This is a genomic window from Flavobacterium sp. Root935, from assembly GCF_001429295.1.
Lineage (GTDB): Bacteria > Bacteroidota > Bacteroidia > Flavobacteriales > Flavobacteriaceae > Flavobacterium.
In genome coordinates this window covers 1-20547 of sequence record NZ_LMJL01000012.1, presented here as the reverse complement: position 1 = coordinate 20547, position 20547 = coordinate 1, and the positions used below count along the sequence as shown (strand labels likewise).

17 protein-coding genes and 2 tRNA genes are annotated in these 20547 nt (G+C 32.2%); 6 read left to right on the top strand and 13 right to left on the bottom strand.

What is annotated here, in order from left to right; all coding sequences use genetic code 11:
• Positions 1 to 16: 16 nt before the first annotated feature.
• From ASE40_RS14780 to lon, 4 genes are all read right to left on the bottom strand, one after another.
• Positions 17 to 622 carry a murein L,D-transpeptidase catalytic domain-containing protein gene (locus ASE40_RS14780; protein ID WP_057117860.1) on the bottom strand — a complete coding sequence of 202 codons (606 nt, stop codon included), beginning with the start codon at positions 620 to 622 and terminating at the stop codon, positions 17 to 19.
• A 91-nt stretch (positions 623 to 713) separates the two neighbouring features.
• Positions 714 to 1316 (bottom strand): murein L,D-transpeptidase catalytic domain-containing protein, encoded by a 603-nt coding sequence (locus tag ASE40_RS14775; RefSeq protein ID WP_057117859.1) that lies wholly within the window; start codon positions 1314 to 1316, stop codon positions 714 to 716.
• Positions 1317 to 1320: 4 nt separating this feature from the next.
• A complete protein-coding gene (porQ, locus tag ASE40_RS14770; RefSeq protein ID WP_057117858.1) occupies positions 1321 to 2340 on the bottom strand; it encodes a type IX secretion system protein PorQ in 1020 nt (339 codons plus the stop codon).
• A 277-nt stretch (positions 2341 to 2617) separates the two neighbouring features.
• Positions 2618 to 5071 carry an endopeptidase La gene (gene lon / locus ASE40_RS14765; RefSeq protein ID WP_057117857.1) on the bottom strand — a complete coding sequence of 818 codons (2454 nt, stop codon included), beginning with the start codon at positions 5069 to 5071 and terminating at the stop codon, positions 2618 to 2620.
• A gap of 264 nt (positions 5072 to 5335) precedes the next feature.
• Between lon and ASE40_RS14760 the strand changes: the two genes are divergently transcribed.
• The 4 genes from ASE40_RS14760 to ASE40_RS14745 are packed head-to-tail and all read left to right on the top strand — an operon-like array spanning position 5336 to position 8230.
• Positions 5336 to 5890, top strand: coding sequence for an RNA polymerase sigma factor (locus ASE40_RS14760; protein ID WP_057117856.1), 555 nt, complete (start codon positions 5336 to 5338; stop codon positions 5888 to 5890).
• Between the two features lie 13 nt (positions 5891 to 5903).
• Complete coding sequence (locus ASE40_RS14755) at positions 5904 to 6437, top strand: hypothetical protein (RefSeq protein WP_057119770.1); 534 nt, start codon at positions 5904 to 5906, stop codon at positions 6435 to 6437.
• Positions 6421 to 7479, top strand: coding sequence for a hypothetical protein (locus ASE40_RS14750; protein WP_057117855.1), 1059 nt, complete (start codon positions 6421 to 6423; stop codon positions 7477 to 7479). Before ASE40_RS14755 ends, ASE40_RS14750 begins: the two co-directional genes overlap by 17 nt.
• 19 nt (positions 7480 to 7498) lie before the next feature.
• Positions 7499 to 8230 carry a head GIN domain-containing protein gene (locus tag ASE40_RS14745; protein ID WP_057117854.1) on the top strand — a complete coding sequence of 244 codons (732 nt, stop codon included), beginning with the start codon at positions 7499 to 7501 and terminating at the stop codon, positions 8228 to 8230.
• Between the two features lie 86 nt (positions 8231 to 8316).
• Here ASE40_RS14745 and ASE40_RS14740 read toward each other — a convergent pair whose 3' ends face one another.
• From ASE40_RS14740 to ASE40_RS14715, 6 genes are all read right to left on the bottom strand, one after another.
• Positions 8317 to 9642: an MFS transporter gene (locus ASE40_RS14740; RefSeq protein WP_057117853.1), complete on the bottom strand. Its 1326-nt coding sequence runs from the start codon at positions 9640 to 9642 to the stop codon at positions 8317 to 8319.
• 161 nt (positions 9643 to 9803) lie between these two features.
• Entirely contained in the window at positions 9804 to 10613 is an 810-nt protein-coding gene (locus ASE40_RS14735) for a M48 family metallopeptidase (protein ID WP_057117852.1), read from the bottom strand.
• 84 nt (positions 10614 to 10697) lie between these two features.
• The gene (locus ASE40_RS14730) at positions 10698 to 13097 is read right to left on the bottom strand and encodes a glycoside hydrolase family 31 protein (RefSeq protein ID WP_057117851.1); all 2400 of its coding nucleotides are present in this window, start codon (positions 13095 to 13097) and stop codon (positions 10698 to 10700) included.
• Positions 13098 to 13302: 205 nt separating this feature from the next.
• Entirely contained in the window at positions 13303 to 15207 is a 1905-nt protein-coding gene (gene glgB, locus ASE40_RS14725; protein WP_057117850.1) for a 1,4-alpha-glucan branching protein GlgB, read from the bottom strand.
• 64 nt (positions 15208 to 15271) lie between these two features.
• Positions 15272 to 16552, bottom strand: coding sequence for a glucose-1-phosphate adenylyltransferase (locus ASE40_RS14720; RefSeq protein ID WP_057119768.1), 1281 nt, complete (start codon positions 16550 to 16552; stop codon positions 15272 to 15274).
• The gene (locus tag ASE40_RS14715; protein WP_057117849.1) at positions 16542 to 17969 is read right to left on the bottom strand and encodes a glycogen synthase; all 1428 of its coding nucleotides are present in this window, start codon (positions 17967 to 17969) and stop codon (positions 16542 to 16544) included. Before ASE40_RS14715 ends, ASE40_RS14720 begins: the two co-directional genes overlap by 11 nt.
• Positions 17970 to 18083: 114 nt before the next feature.
• On the opposite strand from ASE40_RS14715, the gene ASE40_RS14710 reads away from it, so the two are divergent.
• Together ASE40_RS14710 and ASE40_RS14705 are read left to right on the top strand one after the other, a co-directional pair.
• Positions 18084 to 18950: an alpha/beta hydrolase gene (locus ASE40_RS14710; RefSeq protein ID WP_057117848.1), complete on the top strand. Its 867-nt coding sequence runs from the start codon at positions 18084 to 18086 to the stop codon at positions 18948 to 18950.
• A 48-nt stretch (positions 18951 to 18998) separates the two neighbouring features.
• Entirely contained in the window at positions 18999 to 19649 is a 651-nt protein-coding gene (locus tag ASE40_RS14705) for an endonuclease III domain-containing protein (RefSeq protein WP_057117847.1), read from the top strand.
• On the opposite strand, the gene ASE40_RS14700 is transcribed toward ASE40_RS14705, so the two are convergent.
• From ASE40_RS14700 to ASE40_RS14690, 3 genes are all read right to left on the bottom strand, one after another.
• A complete protein-coding gene (locus ASE40_RS14700; protein WP_057117846.1) occupies positions 19650 to 20084 on the bottom strand; it encodes a nuclear transport factor 2 family protein in 435 nt (144 codons plus the stop codon).
• Between the two features lie 179 nt (positions 20085 to 20263).
• Positions 20264 to 20349, bottom strand: a tRNA-Leu gene (locus ASE40_RS14695).
• 6 nt (positions 20350 to 20355) lie between these two features.
• A tRNA-Phe gene (locus ASE40_RS14690) sits at positions 20356 to 20428 on the bottom strand.
• Between the last annotated feature and the right edge of the window lie 119 nt (positions 20429 to 20547).

The following is a 20547-nucleotide window of genomic DNA, read 5'->3' as shown; positions in this document are numbered from 1 at the left end:
TCTATTAAAAGCTGAATTAGTAGTAAATACTCATCAAAATATCCGATTCAGAACTATCAATTATCTTGGATATTCTTTCAAAATACTTTTCATTCACCATTGGACAGCCATAACTATTGCAAATGTAGCCATCTTTCTCTTTATATGGAACATCATAATAGTAATGAAAAACAATATCTCTTTTAAATGCATTACTATTAGTGGTATCTAGTCCATACAATTTATAGGCTTTCCCAAATTTCCCTACATAATGATTTCCGATTGAATATCTTCCTAATGAAGTTTTTAGTGAATTGGGAACGTTACTAAATCGAAGTTTTCCTTTTACTCCAGTTTCAGAACCAGAACCATGAGCGACCAATCCTTTATCGATAACTTTATTTGTATTTAAATCATAAACAAAAAAACGATTTTTACCCGAAGGGATTTTCATATCAATAAAAAAGGCAACTTTCTTGTTATATCGCGGACTTGTTTCTATAAGCTTTTTAACTTTAAGAACTTCACATTCTATTCTTTTGGCATCCGCAGCAGATAAATCCTCATTTCTATTGTTCGATATTAAGTAGAAAGATACAAAAGCTAAAAAAATAAAAACGCAAATTAGAATTATTTTCTTCATAATAAATCTGCAAAAAAAAACTTCTTATTATCGAAAATCAAAGCGATTTCGACAATAAAAAGCTATATTTTAAATTAGTTAAAAGTTCTAATTAATAGTAAATATCCATTAAAATATTTGACTTAGAACCGTCAATTAGTTTTTCTATTCGTTTAAAGAATTGCTCGTTAACCATTGGGCATCCGTGGCTGTTGCTAATGTAATAATCTTGCTCTTCTAAAGGAACCGCAGAATAAGAATGAAGTACAATTGCTCTTTTTAAAGCATTGTTATTGCTTTCTTCTAAACCAGCCAATCGATATGCTTTCCCAAAAATGCCTTTATACGTTTTTCCTACAGCGTATCTTCCAAGTGCAGTGCAATTAGAATTTGGCATATTACTAAACTTAAGCATTCCTTTTATTCCTGTTTCAGATCCAGAACCGTGAGCTACTAAACCTTGGTCTATAATTACGTTTTTTTCTAAATCATAAACAAAAAAGCGGTTTTTCCCAGAAGGAACTTTCATGTCGATTAAAAAAGCAATTTTTTGATTGTATTTATGATCAATGTTAATCATATTTTTTAAATCAATAATTCTGCTGTTAATTCTTTCCATTTCTATAGTAGAAATAGCATCATCTTCTTTAAAAGAGAGTTTCGAACCCGTTAAAAACCCTACAGTTACGAACAAAAACAAATAGAATATTTTCATATAACTACTGAAAATTTAAAATTAGACCAAAAAGACTTGTGTTAGCTGCCAATGTATATCTAGAATACGAATAATTAAATTTTAGCTTGTTTATTTTTAAACCAAAGCCCAAGGAAACTCCTGAAAAATTACGTTGTTCATCTACTCTCAACTCTTCTCCTCTTCTGAAATTATATCCTAAACGTAAATTAAATGCTCTTTTCGGAAAAAGCTCTACACCAAATGTTACGTGCCTTAAAGCATTATTAAAAAACGAAACTTTTTCCTCACTTGTTGATCCGTCAATGTTGGTTTCTCCCCTGTTAGGATTTGAAAAAGAAATATTCCACTGCTGTAAATTCTCTAAAGTAAGATGCCAGCGAATGGGCACGTGTTCTAATTCCTGTGAAACTCCTGCAACGATTTCAAAAGGCAGATTTTCTTTTATTCCTGAATATGTGGTAAACTGCGTTCCCAGGTTGCGAAATACCAAGGCAAAATTCAGATCATTTTTTTCGTCTAAATATAAAAGCCCCAAATCAATCGCACCACCTATAGAATTATAACTTTCCAGAGAAGAAGTTATTAGTTTCGCATTTGTACCAACATAAAAATTAGTGTAAGGTACGTTGTACGAATATCCCACGGTAAGCGCTCCTTCACTTCCTGTAAAATTTGATGTTGCCTGACCATTCTCATCATAACCTTCAAATGATCCGTAGTTTACATAACTCACGCCAGCATAAAAAGTCTGCAAATGCCTGTCATAAGTATAAGCATATGAAGCAGTGCCGTAAGAGGCTTCTCCATAATAACTTCCGTAATTCATTGCTAGGTGATTGTCCATATCAGCGTTTATAAGTGCAGGATTAGACATGGCTTGATTAACATCTTCATCATATATGGTAATAATATCTCCTCCTAACGCTGCCTGCCTTGGTGAAGTAGTTAAGTTTAAAAACTGATAAGTGTAACGCCCTCCAACTTGTCCGAACGAAGCCGAGCAAATCAGTAATATCAGAAATAAAACGATCTGTTTTAACATGTTTTTGGAACGTTCCTATATGGGAATAACGTAAATACAAAGATAAAATTATATAACTTAAAAAATAATTTTTATAAGTATCTGTTTTTCAATAATTATAGCATAATTTCAACTTCAAACGCTTGAAAAAATTATAAAAAAAACACAGATTCCAATTAAAAAAGAATTCCAAAATTCAATTAAAAGAACTTTCACTGAATTGAATAAAAAAATCCAAATCCCAATCTTTAAGTAAAGTTGGAATTTGGATTTTAATATATTGAAATTTAATTGACTTTTATTTTAAGGTCTTAGCATTTTTCACATTTTGATCTGTCAAAGCTAAAGATAATACTTCACTCATTTCTTTTACATAATGAAAAGTAAGTCCTTCTAAATATTCAGCTTTTATTTCGTCAATATCACTTTTATTTTCGTGACACAGAATAATCTCTTTAATACCCGCTCTTTTTGCAGCTAAGATTTTTTCTTTAATTCCGCCAACAGGCAAAACTTTCCCACGTAAAGTAATTTCTCCTGTCATGGCAAGACTTTTCTTTACCTTCTTTTGCGTTAATAAAGAGACTAAAGAAGTTAACATTGCAATACCAGCACTAGGTCCGTCTTTTGGTGTCGCTCCTTCTGGAACGTGTAAGTGAATGTTATATTTTTGAAACAACTCGCTTGCTAAACCAAGTTTCTTTGCATTTGCCTTAATATATTCTAAAGCAATAGTTGCAGATTCTTTCATTACATTTCCTAAATTTCCTGTAATGGTCAAAGCCCCTTTTCCTTCAGAAATCAATGATTCTATAAATAAAATATCACCGCCTACACTTGTCCAAGCTAAACCTGTAACTACTCCTGCAACGTCATTATTTTCATATTTATCACGCTCTAATCTAGGTACTCCTAAAATAGAAATAATATCTTCGTCAGTAACTTTTTTGTTGTACTCCTCTTCCATTGCTACAGATTTTGCAGCATTTCTAATAACTTGGGCAATCTTAGTTTCTAAATTACGAACACCAGATTCTCTTGTATATCCTTCAACAATTTTTTCTAATTGTTTTTTACCGATAGTTAAATCTTTTGCCGTTAAACCGTGTGCTTCTAATTGCTTTGGAAAAAGATGTCTTTTTGCTATTTCTACTTTTTCTTCAATAGTATAACCAGACATTTTTATAACTTCCATCCTGTCGCGCAATGCTGGCTGAATCGCTGCCATATTGTTTGATGTCGCGATGAACATTACTTTCGATAAATCATAACCCATTTCTAGGAAATTATCATAAAAAGCACTGTTTTGCTCTGGATCAAGTACTTCTAATAAAGCAGAAGAAGGATCGCCACTATTGCCGCTTGATAATTTATCAATTTCATCCAGAATAAATACAGGGTTAGAGGTTCCAGCTTTTTTCAAGCTTTGAATAATTCTTCCCGGCATTGCACCAATATAGGTTTTTCTGTGTCCGCGAATTTCTGCTTCATCGCGTAAACCGCCTAATGAAATACGTACATACTCACGGCCTAAAGCTTCTGCAACCGAACGACCAATTGAAGTTTTACCAACTCCTGGAGGCCCTGTTAAACATATAATTGGAGATTTCATGTCATTTCGCAATTTTAAAACTGCCAAATGTTCAATCATTCTTTTCTTAACTTCTTCCAATCCAAAATGATCTTTATCTAAAACTTTTTGGGCAAATTTCAAATCGAATTTATCTTTAGAATATTCGCCCCAAGGCAGTTCTAGAAATAATTCTAGATAATTTCTCTGGATTCCAAAATCTGGAGACTGCGGATTCATGCGACGCATTTTTGACAATTCTTTTTCGAAATGTTTCTGCGTTTTTTCGTCCCACTTTTTGGTTTTCGCTTTCAGCCCCATTTCGTCCATTTCTTCTTCCTGCGAAACGCCTCCCAATTCTTCTTGAATGGTTTTCATTTGCTGGTGAAGAAAATATTCTCTTTGCTGCTGATCTAAATCAAAACGAACTTTTGACTGAATGTCATTCTTCAATTCTAGTTTTTGAAGCTCAACATTCATATAACGTAATGTTTCTAAAGCACGTTCTTTCAATCCATTTATCGATAAAAGACCTTGTTTTTCTTTTACAGATAAGTTCATATTAGAAGAAACAAAATTGATTAAAAACGACTGGCTTTCAATGTTTTTAATGGCAAATGTAGCTTCAGAAGGAATGTTTGGACTTTCCTTTATAATTTGAATTGCCAATTCCTTTACAGAATCTAAAATAGCTGTAAACTCAGAATCATTTTCTTCAGGACGTTCTTCAGCAACTTCTTTTATTGTTGCTGTCATGTACGGTTCTTCTAAAACAACTTCGTCAATTTCGAAACGTTTTTTACCTTGAAGAATAACGGTTACGTTTCCGTCAGGCATTTTTAAAACACGTAAAATACGCGCTACAGTTCCTATTTTGTGAATATCGTCTTTTGACGGATCCTCGTCTTCTTCATTAATTTGAGATACAACTCCAATGATTTTTCCGCCCGCATTGGCATCATTAATCAATTTAATAGATTTATCTCTTCCCGCAGAAATCGGAATTACAACTCCTGGAAATAAAACTGTATTTCGTAAAGGTAAAATTGGCAGAGAAACAGGCAGTTCCTCATTGTTCATTTCCTCTTCGTCCTCTGGAGTTAATAATGGAATTAATTCTGCTTCTGAATCTAATTCCTGAAGTGACAGATTGTCAATAGTAAGTATTTTATGATTTGACATAATAATATATAAGTCGTTTTGTCATTAAAAGTTTAAAACTATCTGTAAATCGTTCCTTAAAAAGTATTGTTTTTGATAAGAGCTTAGTTTACAAGACAGGCCATAAAAATAGACAATCATTATGCCAAATGCAAAATAAGTCAGTTTTAAAATCAGATTTTGATTTATAACTTTCTGCTGATTGAAAAAAAATAAAATTAATTTTATCAAAAGTGTAACAAACCAAAAAAAGTACAGTCCCTATTAAAAACCAAAAGCCACGACTTGAGTCAAAACAACCAAAATATCGAGGAATTAATTGCGCTTTGTAAAAGCAATAATCAGAAAGCGCAGTTTGAAATTTACAACCGCTATTGCAAGGCGATGTATAATGTGGCTTATCGCATTGTAAAAGACGAACATTTTGCACAAGACGTCATGCAGGAAGGTTTTTTAAAGGCTTTTACAAAAATTAACGACTACAAACAAGAAGTGGCTTTTGGTGCGTGGTTAAAAAGAATAATCATTAATTATAGTATCGATTTTTATAAAAAAAATAATACTTTTCAAGTAGAAGATATAAGCAAACAATTATACAAAGTCGAAGAAAATGATGGAATAATTTCTGAAAATATTGACTTAGAAAATCTTAAACTAAAACAGGTTCTAGATACTATCCTGCAGCTAAAGGATAATTACAGAATGGTTTTAACACTGTTTTACATTGAAGGCTACGATCAGGAGGAAATCTGCGAAATTTTGAATATTACCTATGCAAACTGCAGAACGACCTTGAGCAGAGCCAAAGATAGTCTAAGGAAAAAATTGGAAGAAATATAAAATGAATTGGAATATGAAAAATGAAAAAGACAGTTTAGACAAATTATTCAGCAGATTGGAAAACCAATGGGATGTTCAGGAATTAAACTCCGATCATCAAGTTGATTTTATGCAAAAATTAAATAAAAAAGAACCGAAGAAAAAATACTGGTTTATAACAGCTATTGCCGCTTCGATTGTATTAATGCTCGGAATTTCTATTTTTTATAAAAATGAAAAACCAAAAGAATTCAAATTTGCCTCCAAAGAAACTAAACGAACCGATTCTATTTTCAATATTCTGATCGATAATGAACTGGTTAAATTAAAAGAAAAGAGTTCGCCAGAAAATGAGCAGATTATAAATGATGCATTAAAACAAATGAAAACCTTTGATGCTGATTATCAAAAAATCATTAACGAACTGCAAAAAAATGGCGAAAACAAACAGATTATTTATGCAATGATCAGTAATCTCCAAACCAGAATTTCTTTTTTGCAAACCGTTTTAAAAAGAATTGAAGACAACGAAAAATTAAAAAACACCTCTAATGAAAAAACACTATAACGTATTAATCTTATTTATTTTGATTCCTTTTTTAGGATTTTCAAATGATGACACTTTTATTACTAAACAAAAAAACATTAAAAAAACATACATCGTCAATTCAAACGCTGGAATTGATATTGATAATAAATACGGAAATATTACGGTCTCAACATGGAATGAAGACAAAATAGATCTTGATATCACGATCAAAGTGAATGGACCAAATGAAAACTGGGTTAACGAACGTTTAAACAGTATTGATGTAGAAATTTCTGCTCTTAAAAGTTTGGTTTCAGCTGTAACTAATCTTGGAAATTCTTCTCTTAAAAGTAAAGGAAGCAATAATAGTTTTGAGATCAATTACGTAATTAAAATTCCTAAAAATGGTTCTGTCAAATTGGTAAACAAATATGGTAATATTTCTGCTTTGAGCTTAGAAGCAAATACTGATATTAATTGTAAATACGGCAAAGTTACCTTAGATAAACTAAATGGATCCAACAATCAAATTGAAATTGCATACTGTCAAAATTCAAGTATAAATTTTATCAAAACAGGATCAATTAACGCCAGATATTCTGGTCTAAAAATTAATGATTCTGGTAATTTAAATCTAAATGCAAATTATACCGATGTTAATCTTAACGAGGCTCAAAATATAAAATACCAATGCAATTATGGCACATTTAAGTTCCAAAAGATCAATTCGTTAAATGGTTCAGGAAATTATTTAACGCTTATTATTGGAGAGGTTTCAAGCAACTTTAGTTTTGATACAAACTACAGCAAAATCAATATTGGAACTCTGAATGAAAAAGCTGGAAATGTAAACATAAATTCTGGATACACAGATATTGCTATTGGCTACGCACCTAATTATGCATTCGATTTTGATGTTTCTGCCCGATATTCAAACATCAAACATGATAATTCTTTAGATATTTCAGTTTCAGAAACAAAAAGCAACAGCAAAAGAATAAGCGGTTTCTACAGAAAAAAAGGACAAAATAAGATTAATATTAATTCAAACTATGGGAACATTTCATTAATAAAAAATTAATCATCTAAAAATCAAAACAATGAAAAAATCAATTTTACTTTTACTTTTAGCAGTTTTTCTAGTGAACGGCAGTGCTAAAGCACAATGGTCTAATAATAAAGTAAATGGAAACGGTAAGATGGTGACCCAAACAAGAACAACTGGCGATTATGACGGAATCAAAATTGCGGGCTCTTTTGATGTTGATTTAGTTGCCGGAAAAGAAGGGAAAATTACAATTAAAGGAGAAGAAAATCTACTCGCCGTAATTAAGGTTGAAGTTGAAGAAAATGAGTTAAAAATTTATGTTGAAAAAGGAACTCAAATTCGCACAAGTATAGGGAAGAAAATTGAAGTTATAGTTCCTTTTGAGAAAATTTCTGCTGTTACTTTATCTGGTTCAGGAGATATTAGAACAAAAAATAAAATTACAAGCGATAACTTATCTGCCAAATTATCAGGATCTGGAAATTTTAATTTAGAAATTGACGCAAAAAATCTTGATTTAGCCTTAAGCGGTTCTGGTGACGTGGTTTTAAAAGGCAGAGCTGATTCTTTTACCAGCAAAATATCTGGCTCGGGAAATGTAAATGCCTCTAATTTAAAATCTAAAAATGTAGAAGCTAATGTTTCTGGATCTGGAAACAGCACTGTAAACTGCGAATCAAGCCTAACTGGAAAAGTTTCAGGTTCAGGAAATATTAAATATTTAGGAAATCCTGAGAAAAGAGATGTAAAAGTTTCGGGTTCAGGAAGTATTTCAAAAGGTTAATTATTAAAAAATATCACGAATTACAAAAACTATCATCAATCAATAATTACTGCAATTCGTGATATAATATTATTAAAGACGTTTCATTAATTTGAAACGTCTTTTTTATGTACTCTTCTTAAAAGAAATATGGCTGTAACGAAAAAGATTGCTAAAATTACAATCGCCGCACGCGGACTTCCTGTAATTTGATCTATAATTCCGTAAACACACATTCCTATTACAATTCCGATCTTCTCAGCAACATCATAAAAGCTAAAAAACGAAGCGGTATCTTCTGTTTCTGGTAATAATTTAGAATAAGTTGATCGGGACAGCGCTTGAATTCCTCCCATTACAAAACCTGCAACTGTTGCCATAACATAAAAATGTATTGGTAATATTATAAAAAAGGCAAGCGCACAAAATACGGCCCAAATGATATTAATGACAATTAAAGTTGGAATATTTCCAAACTTAGCAGAAGCTCTTGAAGTTAAAACAGCACCAACAACGGCTACCAACTGAATTATTAAAATACAAATGATAAGTCCAATAGTGCTTTCTTCTTTAGACGACCATTGAATTTCCTGCGCTCCAAAATATGTAGCTACAAGCATAACCGTTTGTACAGCCATACTCGAAACAAAGAAACCTCCTAAATAACGTTTTAAAGGAATGTTTTCCTGTAATAATGCCCAAACTTTCTTTAATTCTTTAAATCCGTTAAACACTACAGATCTAGTTAATTTTTGCCCTGTTTCTTTACTTCCTTTTGGCAAATAATAATAGGTATATTGACTGAATAAAATCCACCAAACTCCTACCATTATAAACGAATAGCGCATTGCTTTCATTGCAGCTTCTCCATCTGTACCGGTAATTCCGAATAACTTTGGTTTCATAATCATGGCTAAATTGACAATCAGCAAAATGACACTTCCTACGTATCCTAATGAATATCCTTTGGCGCTAATTCTATCCTGCTGTTCTTCAAAAGCAATATCTGGAAGATAAGAATTATAAAAAACTAAACTTCCCCAGTATCCTAATAATCCTAGGAAATAAAATAATAATCCAATGTAAATATTGTCCAGATCAAACCAATACAATCCCATACAAGATAATGCTCCTAAATAGCAGAAAAACTTCATAAAGGATTTTTTATTTCCCACATAATCTGCAATCCCAGATAGTAATGGGGAAATAAACGAAACAACCAAAAATGCGGCAGCAGTAATAAAACTTATTAAAGCTGAGTTCTTTAAATGAAGTCCAAAAACATCTATATAATGATCTCTATCACTAAATAATGCTTCGTAAAAAATTGGAAATACTGCAGATGCAATAGTCAATGTATAAACCGAATTGGCCCAATCATAAAATGCCCAGGCGTTTAACAGCTTCTTATCTCCTTTTTGTAGGTTTTTCATATATATGGTTTTGATAACAGCCTACGAATTTATCCAATTTTTATTATAATCAAATATTAATTATTCAATTCGTGCATTATTAAATTATCAACTGTACTAAAAACAAAAAAGCTATTCAAAAAATGAATAGCTTTTAAAATTATACTCTTGAGAATATAAACTTATTTTATAGTTCCAACTTTAAGCGCAATAGCTTTAGCTTCTGGAATTAAAGATTTTATATTTGCAATCCTTGTAGCATCAGAAGGGTGCGTACTCATAAATTCTGGTGTTCCAGCTCCTCCAGATTTTGCAGACATTCTAGTCCAGAATGCAATAGCATCATCTGGGTTATAACCTGCAATTGCCATAAGAGTCAGACCAATTTTATCGGCTTCGCTCTCGTTGCTTCTGCTAAATGGCAGCATAACTCCCACTTCAGAACCAAGTCCGTAAGCCTGCGAAAATATTTGTCTTGTAGACTCAGATTTACCACTTGTGGCTGCATCTAGCGCTACACCTCCAATTTGCTGTAACTGTGCCGCAGACATTCTTTGCGCTCCGTGATTAGCAAGTGCATGTGAAACTTCGTGTCCCATTACTGTTGCTAAACCAGCTTCATTTTGAGTTATGGGTAAAATACCAGAATAAACAACAATTTTTCCACCTGGCATGCACCATGCGTTAACCTCTTTGTTGTCCACTAATTTGTATTCCCAACGGTAGTCTTTTAAATACTGAGATTGTCCCAAATACGTTAAATATTTTTCTGCTGCAAGCTTAATTTTATAGCCGACAGTTTCAACAAGTTTTGCATCTGCAGTTCCAGTGATCACTTTATTTTCAGATAAAAACTGACTATATTGCTGAAATGAAGATGGAAATAACTCACTATTAGAAACAAAATTCAAATTTTGCTTACCTGTGATTGGATTTGTTGCACAAGCCATTGCAAGTGCTCCAAAAATTCCTAAAAAGAAATATTTTTTCATAATTCTAGCTAATTTTCTTCCAAAAATACAATTAAAAAAAATATTTTATTTTATACAATTAAGTGAAAAAATATCAGAATTTAACTATTCACCTACGATGTGTAATTCATTAAACTCTTTTTCAACAATTAAGAAATTATTTTGTTCGAAATTAATTTTATCAAATTCAATTTTTTCATTGTCTATTTCTATTTCAGAAACTTTAAACGGCAAACCGATTAAATTAATTTTGTATTTGCTATAAGGAGTATCGTATTTACCTTCTTTATGAAGCTGAATAATTAGTTCTTTTTCTTTTCCTATAGATCTAAAAGATAAAAAGCTGTAACGTCCCTTTTTATAATCGTAACCATCTTGTGCATCTTCATATACAACAGATTTTTCTTTTCCGTTTTTAAAGTAAACATCAAGCGTCAATTCATCAAATTCTAATTCTCCTACATACTGCTGTACCGGATATTTTGGAATAATGGCTCCTGCTTTTACAAAAACTGGAATTTCATCAAATTTAGTGTCAATCCAGATCTCTCTTCCTCCAATAAAAAGTTCATTTGTCCAGTAGTTATACCACTCACCTCTTGGTATATACATACGACGACCTACAGCATTAGGTTCAAGAATTGGACAGACTAAAATTTGATTTCCAAAGATAAATTCATCATTACGATAATGTGTTTGTGTATCATCTTGATCGTAGTAAACCAAAGGTTTCAGCATTGGAAGTCCTTCTTCAATATACTGCCAGAACATGGTGTATAAATAAGGTAATAATTGATAACGAAGACTTACAAATTTTCTGGTAATATTAATCACTTCTTCATCAAACGCCCAAGGCTCCTGATTTCCATGATCTCCAGAAGAGTGCGTTCTGCAAAACGGATGAAAAACGCCTAGCTGAATCCATCGCGCATATAATTCGCCCGTTGGCTGTTCTGCAAATCCTCCAATATCTGACCCTGTGAATCCCATTCCTGAAATTGACATTCTTTGCACTTGAATGTTAGCAATCCATAGATGTTCCCAAGTTGCCACGTTATCTCCTGTCCAAGAAGAAGTATAGCGCTGAGCACCAGAATATGCAGATCTTGTAATAACAAAAGGACGTTTTGGATATGTAAATCGTTTCACTCCATGATAGGTTGCTCTTGCCATCTGCGTTCCATAAATATTATGGGCCTTTCTATGGCTGCACGGATTTCCATCATAAAAATGACGAACATCCATTGGAAAAGTCTTATTTGGAACCTCCATCACTGCAGGTTCGTTCATATCATTCCAAACTCCTTTCACTCCTATTTCTGAAACTAATTCTTTAAATAATCCAGCCCACCATTCTCTAACTGCGGGATTTGTGTAATCTGGAAAATTACATTCACCAGGCCAAACTTTTCCTTTCATATATGGGCCATCGGCTCTTTTACAGAAATAATCTTTTTCTAAAGCTTCTTGATACACCCAATAATCTTTATCGATTTTGATTCCGGGATCTATTATAACAACCGTTTTAAAACCATCTTCTGCTAATTCAGCAACCATCTTTTTCGGATCTGGAAAATAGTTTTTATTCCAAGTAAAACAGCGAAATCCTTCCATATAATCAATATCTAGATAAATGGCGTCACAAGGAATTTGAAGTTCCCTAAATTTTGAAGTAATTTCTTTTACTTTACTTTCTGGATAATAACTCCATTTACATTGATGATATCCCAAAACCCATAAAGGAGGTAATTCTGGCTTACCGGTCAGGTCGGTATAAGTTGTCACAACATCCTGCATTTGCGGACCATAAAAGAAATAATAATTCATTTCTCCACCCTCGGCCCAGAAACTCGTAACATTTCTTCTTTCTTGACAAAAATCAAAAAAAGTTCTAAAAGTATTGTCAAAGAAAATACCATAAGATTGTTTGTTATGAAGTCCTATATAAAATGGAACTACCTTATATAAAGGCTCTTGATCTTTTTGATAAGCATATTGGTCTGTGGCAAAATTTTCGACTCTTTTGCCTTTAAGGTTCATTTGAGTTGCCTTATCGCCAAGGCCATAATAACATTCGCCATCTTTAGAAAACTTACTCATTTTTACGATATTTCCACCGTATTCGTAGCTTTCTTCCCAATGAAAACCAAGTTCATCTTCAAGAATCAAAAAGTCATTTAGGTCGTAAATAGCTAGACGAAGATCAGCTTTCTGAATTTTACATTTTACTTTGCTGGTTCTAATCTGAAAGAAAGTTTCTTCCTCTGTAAGTTCCAAGAAATTGTAACCATGAAGTTGTGTTTTATCAATCGCATATGAAAAGTCATTACTAAAATAACCTTTTGTAGTGAAGCGAAATCGAATCAAACTGTCTCTAAGAATAGTGACTTTTAAAATAACTTTATTATCCGTATTGAAAAAAATCGAATCTCCTTCCTGCTCGTACGAAACAATTTTTGATGGATATAAATCGCCTTTGTATTCTAATGATGTGTTTGTAATCATATCGCTAATGAATTAATTATAAAACGCTAATCTCTATTTCAAACATACAAAAAAAGTTAGTAAAGCCCTATGAATAAAAGGTTTATTCACGAAAACGTTTTTTCTGATCGAGAATTAAATTACTGCTCAAAAAATCGAAAAATCGATAATTTAAGAACAATAAAATGACAAAACAGCACTTATGGAAATGAATGTAAGATTTTTTTTAAACGAAAGAATACACGGTTACACTTAAAGGTGGTAAAATTAATTCAACTGAAAAATCTCTTCCGTCATAAGATATTGAATCAATTTTTAATGTTTTTCCATTTCCAACACCGCCACCGCCATAAATCAATGCATCGCTATTAAAAATTTCTTGTAATTTACCTTTCTTCGGAATTCCTATTCTGTAATTTTCTCTTATTACTTCTGTAAAATTACAGACTACAATTACATTTTCATTGGGATTATTTCCTTTTCGGATATAAGATAAAACCGCATTTTGATGATCGGAGTAATTTATCCATTCAAAACCATCTACTGTAAATTGCTTTTCATACAATGCAGGACATGATTTATAAAGCTGATTTAAATCTGTAATCAATCTTTTTATTCCCGAATGAAAATCATATTGCAGTAAATGCCAGTCTAAACTTTGCTCAAAATTCCATTCGCTTGTCTGGCCAAATTCAGCTCCCATAAACAATAATTTAGTTCCTGGATGAGTGAACATATAACCGTATAACAATCTCAAATTGGCAAATCGCTGCCATTCATCGCCCGGCATTTTATAATTAAGAGATTTTTTCCCATACACTACTTCGTCATGAGAAAAAGGAAGCATGAAATTTTCGGTAAACGCATAGGTCATCGAGAAAGTCAGATCATTTTGATGATATTTTCGATAGACAGTTTCTTTTTCAAAATATTTTAAGGTATCGTGCATCCAGCCCATCATCCATTTCATCCCGAAACCTAATCCGCCTGTAAATGTCGGTCTTGAAACCATAGGAAAAGAAGTGCTTTCTTCTGCAATAGTTTGAACACCTTCGAAATTAGCATAGATTACTTCATTAAATTCTTTAAGAAAACTTATACTGTCTAAGTTTTCCCTTCCTCCAAAAATATTAGCTTCCCACTCCCCTTCTTTTCTAGAATAATCAAGATATAACATCGAAGCAACGGCATCAACTCTTAATCCGTCAACATGATAATTCTGAAGCCAAAAAACAGCGTTACTGATTAAAAAAGCGCGGACTTCATTTCTTCCATAATTAAAAACCAGACTTTTCCAATCTGGATGATATCCTTTTCTTCGATCTGGATGTTCATATAAATGTGATCCGTCAAAATAACCCAAACCGTGTGCGTCATCAGGAAAATGCGATGGAACCCAGTCTAAAATTACACCAATTCCTTCCTGATGCAATCTATCAACCAAAACCATAAAATCTTGAGGCTTCCCGAAACGTGAAGTTGGCGCGAAATATCCAGTTAGCTGATAACCCCAAGAAGGATCATAAGGATATTCCATAATCGGCATAAATTCTACATGCGTGAAACCCGTTTCTTTTACATATTTAACTAAATCATCGGCAAGCTCTAAATAACTTAAAAAGCGATTGTGCTCAGCTCTTTTCCAAGAACCTAAATGAACTTCATAAACAGAATAAGGTTTGTCTAAAGCATTAAATTCCTGACGATTCTGCATCCAGTTTTCATCTTTCCAGCTATAATCTAAATCCCAGACTACAGATGCAGTATGAGGTGGATTTTCGCAATACAAAGCAAAAGGATCTGCTTTTTCGGTTACAATTCCTCCAATATTCGATTGGATTTTATATTTATAAAGAGCTCCTTTTGAAATATCAGGAATAAATCCTTCCCAAATTCCAGAAGAATCCCAGCGAACATTTAAATTATGTTCGCCTTGAGTCCAATAATTAAAATCGCCTACAACTGAAACAGAATGTGCTGTAGGTGCCCAAACGGCAAAGTAAACACCTTTAACTCCATTAACTTCAATTAAATGCGCTCCTAATTTTTCATATAATTTGAAGTGTTTACCAGCTTTGAATAAATCAATATCAAAATCTGTAAATAGAGAATGTGTGATTACTTTAGTCATATTTGTTTTTTAAGGCAACGATTGAAAATTGGAATTTTGAGTTTAATTATTGGAATTCTAAATTTTATTCAATTCTAAAGTTGTCAGATAACGTAACCCCTTTTTTAATCACAACAATTCCGTCTTTTATACTGTATAATTCATTAGTAAAATTATCCAAATGTTTTCCGCCGTTAATGTGAACATTATTTCCTATTCGTACATTTTTATCGACTAACGCATTTTTAATAAAACAATTTTCACCAATACCTACATGAATTTTATTAATCCCGCTCTCAAAATTTAGTTCATCCAGATCTTGATAGAAATCATTACCCATTACATAACAGTTCTCTAAAACGGTGCCTTCTCCAATTCTGGAGCGAATACCAATTACAGAACTTTTTATTTCTTTGGCATTAATAATACAGCCTTCAGAAATTAAAGATTGGTTAATAATAGAATTTCTAAATTTTGAAGGCGGCAATAATCTTGGTCTGGTAAAAATTTTATTCTCATTGTCGAATAAATTGAACTCTGGTATATCTGCTGTTAAACCAATATTGGCTTCAAAAAACGATTCAATATTTCCAATATCTGTCCAATAGCCTTCGTATTGATAACTTAATATTTTATGTTTTCCAACGGCCTGCGGAATAATCTCTTTACCAAAATCTTTAGTTTCCTGATCCCCCATTAACTCCACTAACAATGATTTATTGAAAATATAAATCCCCATTGAAGCTAAGTATTTTTTACCTTTTTCCTGCATATGTTCACTCACTTCAGATTCCCATTCCGGTAACAATGAAGCGTGTGGTTTTTCTATAAAAGCATGAATATTGTTTTCATGATCGGTTTTAAGAATTCCAAATTCTGGTGCATCTTTTGCATTTACTGGTAAAGTGGCAATAGAAATTTCAGCATCAGCAGCAATATGTGCTTCAAGCATTTCATTAAAATCCATTTGATATAACTGGTCACCAGAAAGTATCAAAGCATGATCGAAATCGTGTTTTAAAAAATGTGACATACACTGTCTGACAGCATCTGCAGTTCCCTGAAACCAAGTTGGATTATCTGGAGTTTGTTCTGCCGCCAAAATATCTACAAAAGACTGACTGAAAATACTAAAATTAAAAGTGTTTTTAATATGTGCATTTAAAGATGCAGAGTTAAACTGTGTCAAAACAAATATTTTAAAAATATCAGAATTGATACAATTAGAAATTGGAATATCCACCAAACGATATTTTCCTCCAATCGGAACGGCTGGTTTTGATCTCGTTTCTGTTAATGGAAACAAACGTGATCCTTGTCCTCCTCCTAAAATAATAGCAACTACATTTTTCTTTTTAAATTTCATTTTTCTCAATTATTAGGTTGTATATCTCGATATAATCTTGGCAAACACTTTCCCAGGAATGGTCAGCTTCCATTCCTCTTTTTAAAACTTTATTGAAACTTATTTTATCATCGTATAATTTAACAGCTCGATTTATGGAATAACAAATATCTCCAACCGAAGCCTGATCATGGCAGATTCCATTGCCTTCATCACCAAAATCAATAACCGTATCTCTTAATCCTCCCGTTCTCCTAACAATCGGAATTGTTCCGTAGCTCATGGCATACATTTGGTTTAAACCGCAAGGCTCAACTCTCGAAGGCATTAAAATATAATCTGAACCTGCATAAATCAAATGCGCTAATTCTTCATTATACCCAATAAAAACATTATAATTTCCTTTATAGTCATTACGCAATTGTGTTAACTGCGATTCAATTTCTGAATTTCCTGAACCTAGAATTAGGATATTGATATTTTCAAAATTTTCAGATAATGCTAATGCAGAAGCCTGAGGTAGTAAATCGCCTCCTTTTTCTTCAAACAAACGTCCTATAAAACTAAATAAAGGTTTTGACGGATCAAGCTCGAATTGTTCACACAATTTTTCCTTATTTTTTTGTTTGCCAATTTCAAAATTCTCTATCGAATAATTCTCTGCAATCATTTTATCTTTTAAAGGATTCCAGACTTCAATATCAATTCCATTTAAAATTCCTTTTGATTTATTTCTAACAGAATTAAATAAATTTTCTAAACCGTTTGCTGCGTAGTTAATTTCATTTAAATAACTCGGAGAAACTGTAGTAACAGCCTGAGCGCATTTTACTGCAACAGCTAGTGAGTTTATTGAATTGTTCCACTCTAAAAATCCAACGTGCTTCAAATCAAATTCTGGCAGATAGTGCAGTTTATCAAAACCAAACCATCCTTGATACAAACCATTATGAATGGTTATGACTGTTTTTAGATCTTTTAATTTTTCATATTTATAAGCAAATTGAGTTAAAAATGGAATTAACCCAGTATGGTGATCATGGCAGTTAATTACATCAGGAACTTCATTTCGAGCAATTATCCAATCTAAGGCCGCAATCTGAAAAGATAAAAACCGCTCTATATCGTCCTCATAACCATATACATTTGGACGATCGAATAATTCATTTATTTCTATAAGATATAGCTCATAACCTAATACATCTGTGCTTTCTTTAAGAACGCTAAAAGGAAAATTAAAACTTCCGAGTTTAACAGATCCCCAATGAACGCATTCGAATTGATTTTCTTTTTTAAATTTTGTGTCATAAGCAGGAACAACAACTTGTACATTATGGCCAGCATTAGTTTGATATTTAGGAAGCGCTCCAACCACATCGGCCAAACCACCAACTTTTGCCATTGGATAACATTCTGCACTAATATGAAATATTTCCATTTAGAAATTAATTTGCAATTATTATTTAAGAACAATCAGTAATATGTTACTTTTATGTTTTCTAAATTTAGCAAAAAATAAGCAAAGTTCCGCTTCCAAAAAAGTTTTATTGAAATGGCAAAAAAGGCAATCAATCCCACTAAATCATTAAAAATTCCTCAGATAATTATAATATCTGCCAAAATTTGCGCTTTTATTTCTAAAAAATTAGTTACAAAATTTGCTGCAAGAATATTTACAACACCAGTAAAACATAAAGTTCCAAAACGAGAATTTGAAATGGATCGTAAAAGCATTCAAAAAACAATTAATGTTCCTGCAATCGATAAGAGCGTTGTGACTTATGAATATGGCAAAAGTGAGCATAAAATATTATTAGTTCATGGCTGGTCTGGCCGCGGAACACAGTTATTCAAAATCGCAGATGAGCTTTTACAAAATGGCTATTCAACTATTAGTTTTGATGCTCCAGCACATGGAAAATCAGAAGGCAAAACCACAATAATGTCTGAATTTATAGCTTCTATTCTTGAAATTGAAAAGGAATTTGGACCTTTTGAAATTGCAATTGGACATTCACTTGGCGGAATGTCCGTTTTAAATGCGATTAAAGACGGTTTAAAAGTAAATAAAGCTGTAATAATAGGAAGTGGTGATATTGTACAAGATATTTTGAATGAGTTTATTTTTAAATTAGGATTAAAAAAGGAAATTGGTGATAATTTAAGAGATTTATTTGAAGAAAAATATAAAGTCAAAATGGATGACTTTTCAGCATATCGAGCAGCTCAGAAAATAAAAATTCCAGTTTTAGTAATACATGATAATGATGATCCCGAAGTTCCGGTTAAAGCAGGAATTCACATTCATCAAAATCTTGAACAAGGAACCCTTTACCTAACAGACGGACTTGGTCACAGAAAAATATTAGGCAATCATAATGTGATTAAAAAAACTTTAGAATTCATTAAAATAAATTAACTTTATATAAGTAACTACTTCAATATCAATTTTTAAAAAATATCATGAATGGATTTATTTGGAGAAACATTAAATTGGGAAACTAAATTAAAACCCATTTTAAAGAAATATAAGGACAAGAAACATCCTTTAGAATACAAAAATACGTACCAGCTTTTGGTAATGGTTGTTCTGTCTGCGCAAGATTCCGATGCTAATATCAATAATATTGCTCCAGCTTTATTCGAAAAATTTCCAACATTAAATAGTTTATCAAAAACTGATTTGGAAACTTTTTCACCATATGTAAGTAAGGTTCGCAACCATGGAACAAAAGCAAATTGGCTTTTGGAAATTGCTAAATCAATTAAAAACGATAAAGATATTCCATTAACAATGTCCGGCTTAACCGCTTTAAAAGGTGTTGGAAGAAAATCAGCCAATGTCATTTTAAGAGAAACGCACCAACCAGCAGAAGGAATTATTGCTGATTTACACGTAATCCGAGTTGCGCCCAGAATTGGAATTGTAAAAGAATCTAAAGACGGAAATAAAATAGAAAAAGATCTGATGAACGTTTTACCAAAAAATATCTGGTCAGAAATTGGAATGGCAATTTCATTTTTAGGAAGAGAAATATGCAGGCCAAAACCAAAATGCGAAGAATGTTTACTAACAGATATTTGTTTATATTATAATACTCAAGTACTTCATAATTAACTATTTTCTTCTGGTATCAATCAAATAAATGATTTTCCAAATATCTTTTTCTTTAAATAAAGTAAAAGTATTTACACCTCTGTGGCTTAATTTATCATTAATGTAAAACTCATAAGAAGCCCAGACATGAGCCATAGTACCGTCAATTTGGATATTATAATTTAAAATTTTCTCTTGAAATTTCATATTCAAAGGAATAGAAGCGATAGATTTGTAAAATTCCTTAGTGCTTTCATCAGATAATTTATTTCCTTTTGAAGAACTTTCACTAATCGATTGTAGAATCATTTTATCTGCACAAACCGATTTTATCTTCATTGAATCTCTTTGATGAAAACCGTCAAAGAATACATCGATACTCTTTTGAACTTCTTGCTTTTGTGCATTTGAATAAATACAGAGTAAAAGAAAAAATAGAATAAAATAAGTCTTCATATAAAATAGATTAAATTAAACCTTTATCGTGTAAAATGATGTTTTAAATATCTAACAAACATATTATTCCTCTTCAATAAAAAAGTAAAAATATAAAAAATATTCAGTTTGACTGAATTTATAATTTCGCTTTAAAGCAAAAAAAAACTTCAATTAGCAAAGCCAATTGAAGTTTTTAGTACTCAGAGCGGGACTTGAACCCGCACGAACATTGCTGTTCACTGGATTTTAAGTCCAGCGTGTCTACCAATTTCACCATCCGAGCATTATGTGGTACCTCCAGGGATCGAACCAGGGACACATGGATTTTCAGTCCATTGCTCTACCATCTGAGCTAAGGTACCGTATTTACTTAAAGTAAATTTGGAATAAAAAACCTCGTTCGTAGAACGAGGTTTTCAAAAAAAGGCGGCGACATACTCTCCCACAATACTGCAGTACCATCTGCGCAGGCGGGCTTAAC

Coding starts and splice junctions, on each gene's coding strand:
- ASE40_RS14705 (WP_057117847.1), top strand. CDS start 18,999: ATGGATTTATTTGGAGAAACATTAAATTGGGAAACTAAATTAAAACCC.
- lon (WP_057117857.1), bottom strand. CDS start 5,071: ATGTCAAATCATAAAATACTTACTATTGACAATCTGTCACTTCAGGAA.
- ASE40_RS14745 (WP_057117854.1), top strand. CDS start 7,499: ATGAAAAAATCAATTTTACTTTTACTTTTAGCAGTTTTTCTAGTGAAC.
- ASE40_RS14730 (WP_057117851.1), bottom strand. CDS start 13,097: ATGATTACAAACACATCATTAGAATACAAAGGCGATTTATATCCATCA.
- porQ (WP_057117858.1), bottom strand. CDS start 2,340: ATGTTAAAACAGATCGTTTTATTTCTGATATTACTGATTTGCTCGGCT.
- ASE40_RS14720 (WP_057119768.1), bottom strand. CDS start 16,552: ATGAAATTTAAAAAGAAAAATGTAGTTGCTATTATTTTAGGAGGAGGA.
- ASE40_RS14780 (WP_057117860.1), bottom strand. CDS start 622: ATGAAGAAAATAATTCTAATTTGCGTTTTTATTTTTTTAGCTTTTGTA.
- ASE40_RS14755 (WP_057119770.1), top strand. CDS start 5,904: ATGAAAAATGAAAAAGACAGTTTAGACAAATTATTCAGCAGATTGGAA.
- ASE40_RS14715 (WP_057117849.1), bottom strand. CDS start 17,969: ATGGAAATATTTCATATTAGTGCAGAATGTTATCCAATGGCAAAAGTT.
- ASE40_RS14775 (WP_057117859.1), bottom strand. CDS start 1,316: ATGAAAATATTCTATTTGTTTTTGTTCGTAACTGTAGGGTTTTTAACG.
- ASE40_RS14710 (WP_057117848.1), top strand. CDS start 18,084: ATGGCAAAAAAGGCAATCAATCCCACTAAATCATTAAAAATTCCTCAG.
- glgB (WP_057117850.1), bottom strand. CDS start 15,207: ATGACTAAAGTAATCACACATTCTCTATTTACAGATTTTGATATTGAT.
- ASE40_RS14750 (WP_057117855.1), top strand. CDS start 6,421: ATGAAAAAACACTATAACGTATTAATCTTATTTATTTTGATTCCTTTT.
- ASE40_RS14740 (WP_057117853.1), bottom strand. CDS start 9,642: ATGAAAAACCTACAAAAAGGAGATAAGAAGCTGTTAAACGCCTGGGCA.
- ASE40_RS14700 (WP_057117846.1), bottom strand. CDS start 20,084: ATGAAGACTTATTTTATTCTATTTTTTCTTTTACTCTGTATTTATTCA.
- ASE40_RS14735 (WP_057117852.1), bottom strand. CDS start 10,613: ATGAAAAAATATTTCTTTTTAGGAATTTTTGGAGCACTTGCAATGGCT.